Consider the following 13,686-nt stretch of genomic DNA (forward strand, 5'->3'; position numbering starts at 1 on the left):
CTTCCTTATTGGGAAAAACAGCACGGATTTTCTTATTTACTTTCGACAAGTAAGGTAACCGGACCATCATTAACAAAATCAATATCCATCATGGCTCCGAATGTTCCAGTTTCTACGGTCACACCTTTAGACCTTAATTCCTTGTTAAAGCTTTCATAAATCTCCTCTGCATGGTCTGGCTTTGCAGCAGCCATAAAGTTTGGACGGCGTCCTTTGCGGCAGTCTCCATATAGCGTGAACTGCGAAACAGAAAGCACGCTCCCTTCCACATCAAGCAGGGACAAATTCATTTTCTCCAACTCATCTTCAAAGATACGTAAATTAACTACTTTTTCAGCAACATAAGCAGCATCCTCATGTGTATCTTCATGGGTGACTCCTACCAGAAGCATTACCCCACGGTCAATTTTTCCGACCACTTCATCGTTTACTCTTACTTCCGCTCTTTTTGTACGTTGTAAAACTACTCTCATAACTTGTTAACCCCGCTTATTGCATAATTCTACGAACAGCATAGATGTCCGATATTTGTTTGATTCTCTCAACAACTTTATGCAGATGATTAATATTATGAATGGCGATGGCCATATGAATGGTTGCCATTTTGTTTTTATCTGAGCGACCAGAAACAGCGGTAATATCTGTTTTCGTTTCATTTACAGCCTGAAGAACTTCATTTAAAAGCCCTCTACGGTCATAACCGGTAATCTCTATTTCGACGTTATACTCCCTGTTGTCTTTTACATCACTTTCCCACTCGACTTCAATAAGACGGTCATTGGTACCTTCCGCTACAACATTGGCACAGTCGGCACGGTGAACAGATACCCCGCGTCCTCTTGTGATAAAGCCGACGATATCGTCTCCAGGAACAGGGTTACAGCATTTGGACAGACGAACAAGCAGGCTGTCAATCCCCTGCACAACAACCCCAGCATCCTTTCGTTTCTTTTGTGGAGCTGTTTTTTTCTTTTCTGCACTTTCCGTAATATCCGTGATCTGTTGCTCTTGATCACGCTTGCGGCGTTGTTTTTCCGTTAGACGGTTGGCAACCTGAAGGGCAGTGATACCGTTATAGCCAACAGCAGCAAACATATCCTCTGGTGTCATAAAGTTAAACTTTTCAGAAACACGATTAATGTTTTCAGCAGTCAAAATTTCCTTAAGATCAAAGTCCATGCCTTTGATTTCTTTTTCGACAAGGTCTCTGCCTTTTTCCACATTTTCTTCTCTGCGTTGCTTTTTGAAGAACTGTCGGATACGGTTTTTCGCCTGTGAGGTTTGGGCTAGCTTTAACCAGTCCTGACTTGGGCCATAAGAATGCTTTGACGTTAGTATCTCAATAATATCGCCAGTTTTTAGCTTATAATCCAAGGTTACCATCTTGCCATTGACCTTCGCACCAATGGTTTTGTTTCCTATTTCTGAGTGAATGCGATAAGAGAAATCAATTGGAACAGAACCAGATGGCAACTCAATGACATCGCCCTTTGGAGTGAACACGAAAACCATGTCGGAGAACAAGTCAATTTTCAAGGACTCCATAAATTCTTCCGCATTGGTGGCATCATTTTGCCATTCCAGGATTTCGCGGAACCATGTTAATTTTTCTTCAAAGGAAGCACGATCATCTGTTTCTTTCCCTTCCTTATACGCCCAGTGAGCAGCAATCCCATACTCAGCAATTTGGTGCATATCATTTGTACGGATTTGCACCTCAAGGGGGTCCCCCTTTGGACCAATCACTGTTGTGTGCAAGGACTGGTACATATTTGGCTTTGGCATCGCAATATAGTCTTTAAAGCGGCCAGGCATCGGCTTCCAGCATGTGTGAATGATTCCAAGAACCGCATAACAGTCCTTGATGCTGTTAACAATAATCCGCACTGCTAAAAGATCGTAAATCTCGCTAAACTGCTTGTTTTGTTTAGCCATTTTACGATAGATGCTGTAAATATGCTTTGGTCTGCCAGAAAGCTCTGCGTTAATTTCAACTTCCTCTAAACGGTCATTTACTTCATCCATTACTTCTTTAATGTAAAGCTCCCGTTCCGCACGCTTACGCTTCATCAGGTTTACGATTCGGTAATATTGCTGTGGGTTTAAGTAGCGAAGAGCGGTATCTTCGAGCTCCCATTTTATTTTACTAATCCCAAGACGGTGAGCAAGAGGTGCAAAAATCTCTAGCGTCTCATTTGAAATACGACGTTGCTTTTCTTGCGGGAGATGCTTTAGCGTCCGCATATTATGGAGGCGATCTGCTAGCTTGATTAAGATAACGCGAATGTCCTGAGCCATCGCAACAAACATTTTTCGATGGTTTTCCGCTTGCTGCTCTTCTTGTGATTTGTATTTGATCTTACCAAGCTTCGTAACGCCATCAACAAGCATGGCAACTTCTGCGTTAAAGGCGTCTTTAATTTCCTCTAAGGTAACAGAGGTGTCCTCTACGACATCATGAAGAAACCCAGCCGCAATCGTAGATGGATCTAGGTCAAGGTCAACAAGAATTCCTGCAACCTGTATAGGATGTATGATATAGGGCTCACCTGATTTACGATATTGTTCAGCGTGAGCACTTTTTGCAAACTCATACGCTCTTTCTAAAAATGCGATGTCGTTATCTTTCAGATAGCGTCTCGCATTATCTATCACCTGGTCTGCAGTTAATACTTGCTCATTTGCCATATTTCTACTCACCTTTTTAATTTCTCTATTTTAGACTTTCATTATTGACAGTTTTGACGTTCTTTATGAAAAGCTCTTTTTGCACACTTTGTTCTGCTACGTATAAGTCAAATACACGTATTAACTGTTGCTGTCGTGTCTTAAAGCCGACTTTTTATGGTTAAAAACAACAATCTTTAGAAAAGAGCATGATGAAATGAAGTATATTGTTTTTATTATCGTGAAATTTCAAGAGGATGTAAAGGGATTATGTAGGAAAAATAAAGATTTGTCGACAGATTTTTCAGGAATGCATGTAAAAATTATACTTTTGGGTCGAGTTGAGAGCCTCCTCGGCTACTGTGGGGTCACAAGTCTTTCGCTTCATTCTGTGAGAAGAGTCACAGCCTTTGCTACCATCAACAGCTAGAAACAACTCATTATTATTTTCTTATTATAAAAAAAACTAGAGCATGTTTAGGGTGCTCTAGTTTTTATGTGTAGCATTGGCCTTAGTAAAGAGCCTAGTATTTCATTAAGGTTAGGATATCGAAGCCGTCAAGCTTGCTGCGGCCATCAAGGTAAGAGAGTTCGATTAGGAATGCAATTCCAGCTACCACTCCACCTAGCTCTTCCACTAGCTTGATAGTTGCTTCAATGGTTCCACCAGTTGCAAGAAGATCATCAGTAATTAATACTCGCTGACCAGGTTTGATAGCATCTTTATGAATAGTCAGTACATCTTTCCCGTACTCTAAACCATATTCCACACGGGCTACCTCACGTGGAAGTTTTCCTTCTTTACGAACGGGAGCAAATCCTACTCCTAAAGAGTAAGCTACTGGGCAACCAATGATAAAGCCGCGCGCTTCTGGTCCTACAATTAAATCAACCTCTTTGTCGCGAGCGTACTCTACAATTTGGTCCGTTGCATAGCGATAGGCATCGCCGTTATCCATTAATGTTGTAATATCCTTAAACTGAATTCCCGGCTTTGGCCAATCGGGAACAATGGTAATATACTTCTTTAAATCCATTTTCTCTTTTCCTCCTAAGAATGAACAATGCATTGCTTGGTTAAGTGCTGATCAAACCACGCTTTTAACTGTTTATATGATGAATACAAAAACAAGTTCTCTAGCTGAAGCTGTTGTTGTTTTTTACGATAAGTAGGAGATTCTTCGAAGTCCCGCTTTTTCGCAGCATGATTTAATGTGATAAAACCATTGTCTATTGTAACAAATTCTAGCTCAAAAAACACCTTCGAGATGAAATCTACTGTTTCTTTTGACCAGCCACGATGCTTGGCGATATCTAGGGCATGTTTTTTCAAATCAATATTGCCCTTTTTTACAAGCAAGGCGTAAAACCATTTAAAGTCATCTCTTGTTGGAATGGTAGAAAAGAAATGCGTGTCCTGCTGGTAAAAAGCTGCATAAATTCTAGCAGGCTCTGCTTCTTTAAGAACAGAGGAAAGCAGCGATTCTTCAGATGGAATGTCTAAAATGACAACATATTGTCCGTTAAGGTCATGCTTTGTATCGCTAGTTACTAGTTTTGCAAAAGGAAGCAGTTCCTCTTGCAACTTCAAATCATAAAGCGTGCTTTCATTAAAATAAAGTATCTGAAGCTTGTCCACTGGAATACTGGCTAACGTCTGATTTAACTGCTTTATCGACCTTAAATCAAAAAGCTGGCTCTCTTTTATTCTCATATCTCCTAAGAACAATTGAGGCTTCTTGAAATTGTTCCATTCGTTAATCGAAAGCTCCCCGATCACATCGAGAGTCGCACCAGGTGAAATATGATGATAGGTTTCTCCAAACCCAAATCCAACACAGTCCAAAGAAGACCCATCTTGTTCTAATACCAGTTTCAAATGATTGCTTTTATTGCCAATCTGACGAATTTGTTGTGGAGTTACTTCTGTTAGCAATACTTTAGGTTTAGGATTAGCGACGCCAAATGGTGCTAGCAAATCAAGCTGTTCAATGGTTTTAAGTGACACTTCTTCTAAACTGCATGCGATATCCACTTCCGTAAGCGGCATAAAATCCTCTGCTGTTAATAGCTCATTCGCTCTTTGGTTCATTCTCTGTCTTAGTTCATCCACATGCTCCATTTTCAACGTCATTCCTGCGGCCATGGGATGACCTCCAAAGTGTGGGAGGATATCACGACAAAGAGATAGATTTTCAAACAAATCAAAACCAGCTATGGAACGAGCGGACCCTTTCGCCAAGCCGCTTTCCTCATCCAGACTTAAAACGATGGTTGGTCGGTAAAAACGGTCAACTAGACGTGATGCAACAATTCCGATTACTCCAGCATTCCAATTTTGTCCCTCGACAATAATAAAGCTATTTTTTTCAGGAGGATATTTCTCTTCCACTTGCTTGATGGCTTCTTCTGTAATGGTATTGACGATTTGCTGTCTTTCTTTATTGTAGGACTCCATTTCCTCAGAAAGCATCTTTGCTTCCTCAACATCCTGGGTCATTAATAGATGGACGGCTGGATCAGCATTATCTAGACGTCCAACAGCATTGATTCGTGGTCCAATAGAAAAACCTATCGTCTCCTCGGTAATGGTATGAGGCTCGACGCCACATTTTTGCAGTAATGCCTTTAATCCTACCCTTGTGGTTTGTTGCATCTTTTTAATTCCTTTAGAGGCAAGGAGACGATTCTCTCCCACCAATGGTACAAGGTCCGCAATCGTCCCTATTGCCGCAACTTCCAAGAGATGTTCCGGATTTTTCCCAAGGAGCGCATGCGCAACCTTATAGGCAACTCCCACTCCAGCCAAGTCTTTAAAGGGGTATGTACAAGTCTTTTTTTTAGGATGAATGATGGCAAATGCATCTGGTAGCTTAGGACCTGGTTCATGATGATCTGTAATTATGAGATCGATGCCCAACTCTTTTGCTACATTTGCTTCATGCAAAGCCGAAATTCCTGTATCCACCGTAATAATGACCGAAAAACCATTTTCCTTTGCCTCTTTGAAGGCAGTTTCATTAGGACCATAGCCCTCGGTAAAACGATTAGGAATATAAAAATCCACATTCGCTCCTATTTCTTTGAGCGCAGTTACCATGACCGTTGTGCTACTTACTCCATCGGCATCGTAATCCCCAAAAACAAGGATTTTCTCCTCATTTTCAATGGCCTCTTGCACACGTTTTACCACTACATCCATCTCATTTAGTAAGAATGGATCATGAAAATCTAATTGCTCTGTATATAAAAATTCCTTTGCTTTCTCAGCTGAATCCATCCCTCTGTTAACTAATAGGGAAGAGATAAGAGGGGCGATATTAAGCGTTTGGGCTAATTGTTGAATGAGTTCTTCATTCGGTTTTTTTATATTCCAACGTGATTTTGAAGCTAACAATGTCATTCCTCCCTTAGCTTTATTCATTATACTAGAGTGTGAGGGAGGCTTCAATAATGGGTTGGAGATAGAAGAAGAGTCAGGCATCTTTTTTCATTTGGCTCTGTTAAAGTTAGTTGTTGATATTTGTACAATTCTAACGTTTGTTCTGAAATTAAGTCGTCAAATATGAGCTAGGTGAAGACTGTGAGAGCAGCTTTTACTACAAAGGTAAAAACTTTCTTTTGTCGTATTTATATAGTAGAAAAAAATAGGGTGGCGAAGAGATGAACGAACTTAAATTTAAAAAACTTGAAAATGAAATAAATGATTTGGTCTCATTCATGACTAATAATTCTTGGGATTACCATTCAGATCCAAATCCTTCAAATGAGCAAATTATCAAGGGTTTTCATAAAGGGTGGTATCAAGAAGACAGAGAAACTTATTGGATTCAATATCAAGACGAGAAAATTGGATTAATTATCATTCATGACATTAGTGATACTATTCCTTTATTTGACATTCGTTTAGCCAATAATGTTAGAGGTAAAGGGTTTGGGACAAAAGCTGTTAAGTGGATTGTTGAACATATTTTTAGTTTGCCAGATGAAAAAATAAGAATTGAGGCTTACACTCGAAGCGATAACTTAGCTATGAGGAAAACACTAAGTAACGGTGGGTTTGTTAAAGAAGGATACCTACGACAGTCATGGGAAAATAATGATGGAAGTGTTTCAGACTCATTGTGCTATGGAATGATTAGAAGTGATTGGGAAAACAAATTAGTAACTCCTATAAAACTAAATGATTTGCCTTTCTAATTAGACCTTCATTGTTAAGCTTACGGTGGGTGATTGTTCAACAAGAGAACAGTCGCTTCTTGTGCTAACGGAGCAGGATTGTTCAATAAGTATAGCGTTTTAAGGGGAACTATAAAGATTTCACAAGGTTTCATTATTAAGGAAGATAAAGTATTGATGGTTAAGCAATATGTTCAAAGAGGGACAATTGTTTGGAATTTTCCAGGTGGAGGCATTGAAGAAGGAGAGTCGCCAGAACAAGCCTGTGAAAGAGAAGTAAAAGATGAAACTGGATATGGATACCAATAAATGAGTTTCACTCTTCCAATATTAAACTTATATAAAAAATCATTAAAGTGACAGAATGCTGTATTCAAGTAAAGGGTGCGTTAGTGAAATTAGACAATAAACCAAAACGGAACTTCCAATTTTATGGAATTTCCGTTTTTTCTATAAATATCAACATTAAGCTTTAACAGAGCCTTTCATTTTAAACCATGTTAACGCTAGTATGATCAGAGGAATGATGAACTGAAAAGGGACGTGCATATATATTGGGACAAATTTAAGTCCGATATGGATATGCTCGGGTAAATTTTTTCCTATGTAGAAGGTACTAATATAGATAATGGCACAAAGAACGACTATAATGAATTTTTCCTGAAGAGCAGGTAGGAGATACGTGACCCCTTTCGCGCCTGCGATTAGAAAGATGACCACCTTAATAAAGCCAACGATGACGAAAGTGACGGCTGATAATATCTCAAGATGCTGTACGATTCCAAGTAATTCAATCATTTCAATGGCTTTGACTAAAGGGAATGTATAAAAGGATGCTACCTTAGCCCCTAAAATTGCGATGATTATTTCAGTAATACCAATTAGAACGAGACCGCTGAGTAACACAGCAATCCAGCCTTTTTTAACAAGTTTTTTATGGTCATTGATGAATGGATAGATAGTAAGAAACACCACCAATTCCCCATAAGGAAAGGTTAAGTATTGAATCCAATCCTTAAATTCCAAGGTTTCAATATCTAGCAATGGTCTAATGTTTTCTAACACTAATACACCTGAAAGATACGCAAATACAGCAATGATAAACAATAGTAAAAAGGTCAGGCTTAACAGAATTTCAGACGTCCTTGCAACAGCCTCTAATCCTAATATGACCGAATAGCCAACCAAGCAAATGGACGCAATGGCTACAATCCAATTGTCAATGTTATAAAAGAGTGTTTGACTGATAAAATAAACAAAATCTTTAATAACACGTCCGGCAATATAGAAAAAATACATGCTGTATAAAAACAGCACAACCTTTCCGACTATTTTCCCAAAGGCATTCTCTAGTAATTGATGAAACTCTGGCCACCCATTTTTTTTTAGAATAAGCATGTAAAAGAAGAAGAGTAAAAGACCAAATGCTGAGGCCATGAGGTTAACTAGCCAAGCATTTTCTTCTGCACCTAAATTTAGCCCTATCACAATGGAAGATCCCATCAGAAACAGGGTTTGCAACGCAAAAACCTGGGTAACAGATATTTTGGTAACGTTCATCATTCCTTCACCCTTTTCTATGGTCACTCTTTTTGAGCGGCATCTCCAGTATCACTGATTCTGACCTCTGTTTTTATCTTGTAAGGCACTTTAGGGAAAAGAGTTTCCCATTGCTTCTCAATTTTATGCCACTTGCTCGGTTTATTAAGATAAATTTCTTTTCCAAAGCCTATAAAATCAGTTCCTACCTCTTTACTTTTATTCACTATCTCTGTTATTCCGTTATTCAAATCCTCTTCAAGCACTTTTTCATATTCCTTAAGATTTGGATATTGAAAATCAGTTTTACAGGTCCATTCGCTAACAATGCCTCTAAGCTTTACATAGACATTGATTGTTGGTTGTTGCTCTTTCCATTCTATTTCGAAGCGTGTTTTCGACTTTTCAATATTAAAGGTAAAAAAACCTGGCTCTTCTTTTGGACAATTGCCCTCCAAAAGACCACCTTTGACACCTTTGGTAAGAAAAATAAGGTGCTTGCTTTCATCTGTGGATAAATAATCCTCTAATTTATCTGACTTGAAATATGCCATTCCATCAACAGATAGTATTGCAGGAGGTAAAGGGGTTTCTTGGACTTGTTTACTTAACCCTTTTTCTGGGTCGCCAACAATACTGATGTATGGAATAATATTGTTGGTGACTGGAGCATTGAGTAATAAATTTTTTATTCGATTCGGATAGGTTGGAATGGCAAAGGATCCGTTCTGTTTTATATTCTTCACAATATCAATGATATGATTGGACGACACCTTCCGTATGGGAGGGGAAATACTCAGGATGTCACTTGCTGCTACTTCTTTACTAACAAAAAACATGGTGTTGGAGGAAATATTCGGCTCCAAAAACAGAAAGTTAACCGCTTCTGTAATTCCCTTTGTGCGTGCAAGCTCTTCGCTCACCACAACCATTTCAATGTCATCAAAAAAAATAAATCTGGAAACGGATTTTATTCCTTGATGGATGGCCTCTGAAATCGTTTTTCCTTGCCCTTGATACAACACAAACCCTTGCACTTGAGAATTGGAGTCTTGCAAGGCTTCAATATTTAAAATTTGTAGCGTTACAAGGTACTCCTCATCCTTTATGTCAATTCCTATTCCAGACACAATGGTAAGGTCCTTTAGAAGAGTATCTTCGACGTTTTTTCCAACTAGTAAGCAAGCAATCAGTAAAAATAGGCCGGTCATCATGGACAGGAGGTTTTGTTTAAACATCGTTTTCTCAGCCCTTACTGTTTTTTCATTTTATCTTCCTTGGTTAATTCTTTTTTGTTATTGACAATGTATTGAATTGGCACACGGAATAAAGCGTCCTTCTGGTCTTTTAGCTGAAATGGCGCCATCGGGGATAAGTAAGGAACCCCAAAAGAGCGTAACGAGCTTAAATGAAGAATTAATACAATTAATCCAATCATAATTCCATACAACCCGAGTATGGATCCTAAAATAATAAAGCGGAAAGTCAACTTTCTATATAAGGTCGTAATGCTGTATAGAGGGACAACGCTAGACATAACATAGGAAGCTCCTAATACCACCAAGGTTGTCGGCTGTACTAGCTTGGCCTCTACGGCTTGTTGCCCCAGGATAATGGAGGAAAAAATGGTGACTGTAAGCACCACTCCTGATGGAAGCCGTAACGATCCTTCGGTAATGATAACAAGCAGCCAAAAAAAGATGACAATTTCCACAATGGTAGGAAAAGGCACGATTTCTCGTTGTGCCAGTAGGCCTACTAATAAGCTAGTAGGAATTAACCCCGGATGGTAAAGAGTAAATGCAATATATACCCCTGGAAGAAGTAGTGACAATAAGAAAAAAAGCAACCGAAGCAGTCTTCTGTTTTGAGACGATCGATTGATGGAATAGTAATCGTCTGGTGACTGGAAAAATTGCACAAACACAGAAGGTACAGTTGCAATAAAGGGAGTCCCATCCACTAGTATTCCAATTTTGCCGCTTAAGATCTCCGCACTTACTACGTCAGGACGATCACTAGAGAGCATGAGTGGGAAAGTGGACCGTGTCTCAGTAATTAATGCTTCTTCCAAATAATTGACGTCCAAAATAATTTGTATGTTCATTTGTTGAAGCTTACTTTTCACATCATCTAGAACTTCTTTGTCTACCTTCCCTTCAAGGTACACAAGTTTTATGGTCGTTTTAACATCGGCATTTGGATTTTCCTCGACACGAAGGCAAGGATCCTTTATCGTTTTCCGAATGAGGGCGAGATTATTTGTAATGGATTCATTAAAACCAATATCAGGTCCTATGGGAGTCCGTTGCGCTTTCGGCTCTGGAGCGTCTCTTTCCGGCCACTTAACAGTATCCACTAACAGACACAATGACTCACCTGAAACAAAAATCACCGTTTTTCCGTTCAGCAATCCAGTGACAAGGCTACTCATATCTGCAATTGAAATGACATTTAAAGTGCTAATGACATTCACTCGTAAAAAATCTACTACCGTGCCATCTATTTCTTCTTTTTTTTCCATAATAGATGTACAAGGCATGATAATCGCCTTTTCTATTGCTTCCATTCTCACAATCCCCTCAATATAAAAGAGACTAGCAGCAACCCCTAGCTCACCAAGTACCATTTCTCGTTCCATAAGATCTAAGCTGTTTCCAAACTCCTTTTTCAGTAATTCACTATTTTCTTTCAGGGAGTTCTTTATTGTCTCTGCCAACATGCGGTATCCCTCTTTGCCTCAATAAGATCTAATAATAACTTTCCAGAAATTAACCAATTTATTCAACAATGATGCTAACGCAATAGACATACATTGGTTTTGGGTAATTTTTATAATAAAGCTATTTTTTTAAAAGACTTTTGCTTTTTCCAATCTTCGAGCTAAGAAAATTTGCCACGTGTTTAAAACTCCTCCATGAAAAGAACACGACAACAACGTTGATGACAGGTGTCTTAACGATACGCAGTAGCAATAAATTTTGCGAAAACAGCCTAAAAAAAACATGCTGTTAATTTAACGGGTTCTCTTCCCTGTCACAAAACTATAATCTAGGAGCGATTGTAGCATAGTGGTCGCTCCTCACTTAAGAATCGGGCAAGTTTGTAAAAAACAGTTAATCTTTCAATTGGTAAAATGATACAATAAGATTAGTACAAGGAAAGGTGTGATAAAAATGAAACATACTCAATTCAAAAAGGTGATTGAAAAGTAGAGGGAATCAAATCTTCTTTTCAATCAAAAAATGTAAAACTAATTTTTGAAATGAGGATTTGTATGTATCAAGATAACGATTTAATAATCCGTCCAATTGAGGAGCAAGACCTATCGAAACTATGGGAGTTAATTTACAAAGAAGATGCACCAGAATGGAAGAAATGGGATGCACCTTATTTTCCCCATAAATCAATACCACTTGAACAATTCATGAAAACTGCACCAACGTGGGTTGGTAAAGAGAATATGTGGGTTATTACCGTAGATGGAGTCGTGAGAGGGATTGTTTCTTACTATTTTGAAGATGAACAATCTGTCTGGCTGGAATTAGGTATTGTTATACACGAATCTCAAAATTGGAACAGGGGAATAGGAACTCGCTCTCTGAAACTTTGGCTAAATCATATATTTAATTCATTACCGCTTGTAAGAGTAGGTTTAACGACTTGGTCAGGGAATCATAGAATGATACGGGTTGGAGAGAAGTTAGGTATGCAAATGGAAGCTCGCATAAGAAAAGTACGCTTTTATGAAGGTAATTATTATGATTCAATTCGTATGGGCATTTTAAGAGAAGAGTGGGAATTATTAAAGCCTGCTAGGAAAATTTAACGACAACATAATGAACAAGAGTTGATTTTTCAACTCTTGTTTTATTACAAAAGAGACCTTTGAAATGCCGTCAACTCAATAAAAAATGACCATCAAATCAAACGGCAATTTAATGGTCATTTTCTTATACATTTTTGTATTTTGTGACAGGTATCAGAACCCGTTACTGTTAATTCTGCTTGTCTTTTACCACGTCTGTTTTTGTTGCAAGGTTTTTGTTTTCGCGTGTTGTGGCTGCTGCTTTTTGCGTTTCTTTTGTCTTTTGAGCATAGCGCCTTTTTAATACAATAACCTGATAAATTCCAATAGAACCTGCAATGATGACTCCCATGAGGGCGGAAAATAAGATAACAAGAACGAGTGGCCATTCAGCCGTACCGAATAAATAATTCACACTAACTGGCTCTACATTTAATACGGCAAAAACGGCTATTATGATCGTAAATAGAATTCCTGCTAACAAATACCATTGTGTTTTCATCGCTTCTTCGCCTCCTCCAATAAACTAAACTTATATCATCCATTTATTCTGAATAAGGATTAATATGCACAAAAACATCTTGCACTTCATTATTTTCCATTAGCTTTGCCTTTACATTTTTCCCAATCTGATGACCAGCTTCCACTGTAATATACGGATCAACAGAAATTTTTAAGTCGATAATTACGTAATGACCATGTTCTCTCGCATGAAGGCTATCTATCTGAAGGACACCTGGAACGGTTTCTACAACCGCATAAAATTCTTCCGTGTCTTCATCATGCATCACATGGTCCATTGTGTTATGAATGGATTCGGAGCCTAGATGCCAAGCTATTCGAACAATCATTACTGCTACGACAATTCCTGCCACAGGGTCCAAATAAACTAGCCAATCAACGCCAATGTATCCTCCTAGAACTGCGCCACCAATCCCAATTAAGGCAGCGATGGAGGAAAAAACGTCCGAGCGGTGTTCATACGCATTCACAATAATTGCATCACTTTTTATTCTTTTTCCCAACCTGAACTTATATTGAAACATCACTTCTTTTACGATGATGGAAAAGATAACCGCATAAATTGCCAGTATTTTTGGTGCTTCAATGGGTTCAAAAAATGCTTGAAACGAGGATTTCCCTATTTCAAACCCTACAATCAACAAAAGAACAGCAACGATGATAGCTGCTATATTTTCCGCTTTCCCATGTCCGTAAGGATGATCTTCATCTGGAGGCTGTTTGGCTGCTCTTAGTCCAATAAAAACCGCAAGAGAGCCCGCAACATCTGACGCAGAATGAACGGCATCCGCTACGAGTGCCCGACTGTTAGCAATCACGCCAACCCAGCCTTTTAATGCCGCAAGGACGACATTTCCTACGACACCCACTAAGGCTGCAAACTCTGCCTTCTTAAACCTCTCCTCATGTTCCATTTCAAACACTCCTTTTCTACATGCTTCTATTGTACCCGAAACAGGTGGTCTTCTCCG

Annotated in this window: 12 protein-coding genes; 3 read left to right on the top strand and 9 right to left on the bottom strand. The window is 38.9% G+C overall.

The window, feature by feature from the left end; all coding sequences use genetic code 11:
• Positions 1–32: 32 nt before the first annotated feature.
• The 4 genes from dtd to recJ form a co-directional block, all read right to left on the bottom strand.
• Positions 33–473 (bottom strand): D-aminoacyl-tRNA deacylase, encoded by a 441-nt coding sequence (dtd, locus tag FIU87_RS14750; protein ID WP_152445296.1) that lies wholly within the window; start codon positions 471–473, stop codon positions 33–35.
• 16 nt (positions 474–489) lie between these two features.
• On the bottom strand, positions 490–2,688 hold the full coding sequence (locus tag FIU87_RS14755) for a RelA/SpoT family protein (protein WP_152445297.1): 2,199 nt from the start codon (positions 2,686–2,688) through the stop codon (positions 490–492).
• 503 nt (positions 2,689–3,191) lie between these two features.
• Positions 3,192–3,704, bottom strand: a complete 513-nt coding sequence (locus FIU87_RS14760; RefSeq protein ID WP_152445298.1) for an adenine phosphoribosyltransferase — start codon at positions 3,702–3,704, stop codon at positions 3,192–3,194.
• A 14-nt stretch (positions 3,705–3,718) separates the two neighbouring features.
• A complete protein-coding gene (gene recJ, locus FIU87_RS14765) occupies positions 3,719–6,064 on the bottom strand; it encodes a single-stranded-DNA-specific exonuclease RecJ (RefSeq protein ID WP_152446590.1) in 2,346 nt (781 codons plus the stop codon).
• A gap of 266 nt (positions 6,065–6,330) precedes the next feature.
• On the opposite strand from recJ, the gene FIU87_RS14770 reads away from it, so the two are divergent.
• Entirely contained in the window at positions 6,331–6,867 is a 537-nt protein-coding gene (locus FIU87_RS14770; protein ID WP_152445299.1) for a GNAT family N-acetyltransferase, read from the top strand.
• 78 nt (positions 6,868–6,945) lie between these two features.
• The gene (locus tag FIU87_RS21585) at positions 6,946–7,155 is read left to right on the top strand and encodes an NUDIX hydrolase (protein WP_301538674.1); all 210 of its coding nucleotides are present in this window, start codon (positions 6,946–6,948) and stop codon (positions 7,153–7,155) included.
• 156 nt (positions 7,156–7,311) lie between these two features.
• On the opposite strand, the gene FIU87_RS14780 is transcribed toward FIU87_RS21585, so the two are convergent.
• The 3 genes from FIU87_RS14780 to FIU87_RS14790 are packed head-to-tail and all read right to left on the bottom strand — an operon-like array spanning position 7,312 to position 11,107.
• Positions 7,312–8,409 (bottom strand): GerAB/ArcD/ProY family transporter, encoded by a 1,098-nt coding sequence (locus FIU87_RS14780; protein ID WP_152445300.1) that lies wholly within the window; start codon positions 8,407–8,409, stop codon positions 7,312–7,314.
• Positions 8,410–8,429: 20 nt separating this feature from the next.
• Positions 8,430–9,623 (bottom strand): Ger(x)C family spore germination protein, encoded by a 1,194-nt coding sequence (locus FIU87_RS14785; protein WP_152445301.1) that lies wholly within the window; start codon positions 9,621–9,623, stop codon positions 8,430–8,432.
• 14 nt (positions 9,624–9,637) lie between these two features.
• Positions 9,638–11,107 carry a spore germination protein gene (locus FIU87_RS14790; protein WP_152445302.1) on the bottom strand — a complete coding sequence of 490 codons (1,470 nt, stop codon included), beginning with the start codon at positions 11,105–11,107 and terminating at the stop codon, positions 9,638–9,640.
• Between the two features lie 555 nt (positions 11,108–11,662).
• On the opposite strand from FIU87_RS14790, the gene FIU87_RS14795 reads away from it, so the two are divergent.
• Positions 11,663–12,214: a GNAT family N-acetyltransferase gene (locus FIU87_RS14795; RefSeq protein WP_152445303.1), complete on the top strand. Its 552-nt coding sequence runs from the start codon at positions 11,663–11,665 to the stop codon at positions 12,212–12,214.
• A gap of 169 nt (positions 12,215–12,383) precedes the next feature.
• Here FIU87_RS14795 and FIU87_RS14800 read toward each other — a convergent pair whose 3' ends face one another.
• Positions 12,384–12,695 carry a LapA family protein gene (locus FIU87_RS14800; RefSeq protein WP_152445304.1) on the bottom strand — a complete coding sequence of 104 codons (312 nt, stop codon included), beginning with the start codon at positions 12,693–12,695 and terminating at the stop codon, positions 12,384–12,386.
• Between the two features lie 43 nt (positions 12,696–12,738).
• Complete coding sequence (locus FIU87_RS14805; RefSeq protein WP_152445305.1) at positions 12,739–13,629, bottom strand: cation diffusion facilitator family transporter; 891 nt, start codon at positions 13,627–13,629, stop codon at positions 12,739–12,741.
• Positions 13,630–13,686 lie beyond the last annotated feature (57 nt).

Source organism: Bacillus sp. THAF10 (assembly GCF_009363695.1).
GTDB lineage: Bacteria > Bacillota > Bacilli > Bacillales > Bacillaceae_I > Sutcliffiella_A.

Bases quoted from the DNA above. Each gene is read 5' to 3' on its own strand.
- FIU87_RS14805 (WP_152445305.1), bottom strand. From the start codon at position 13,629: ATGGAACATGAGGAGAGGTTTAAGAAGGCAGAGTTTGCAGCCTTAGTG.
- FIU87_RS14795 (WP_152445303.1), top strand. From the start codon at position 11,663: ATGTATCAAGATAACGATTTAATAATCCGTCCAATTGAGGAGCAAGAC.
- FIU87_RS14800 (WP_152445304.1), bottom strand. From the start codon at position 12,695: ATGAAAACACAATGGTATTTGTTAGCAGGAATTCTATTTACGATCATA.
- FIU87_RS14770 (WP_152445299.1), top strand. From the start codon at position 6,331: ATGAACGAACTTAAATTTAAAAAACTTGAAAATGAAATAAATGATTTG.
- FIU87_RS14780 (WP_152445300.1), bottom strand. From the start codon at position 8,409: ATGATGAACGTTACCAAAATATCTGTTACCCAGGTTTTTGCGTTGCAA.
- FIU87_RS14760 (WP_152445298.1), bottom strand. From the start codon at position 3,704: ATGGATTTAAAGAAGTATATTACCATTGTTCCCGATTGGCCAAAGCCG.
- FIU87_RS14790 (WP_152445302.1), bottom strand. From the start codon at position 11,107: ATGTTGGCAGAGACAATAAAGAACTCCCTGAAAGAAAATAGTGAATTA.
- FIU87_RS14785 (WP_152445301.1), bottom strand. From the start codon at position 9,623: ATGTTTAAACAAAACCTCCTGTCCATGATGACCGGCCTATTTTTACTG.
- FIU87_RS14755 (WP_152445297.1), bottom strand. From the start codon at position 2,688: ATGGCAAATGAGCAAGTATTAACTGCAGACCAGGTGATAGATAATGCG.
- dtd (WP_152445296.1), bottom strand. From the start codon at position 473: ATGAGAGTAGTTTTACAACGTACAAAAAGAGCGGAAGTAAGAGTAAAC.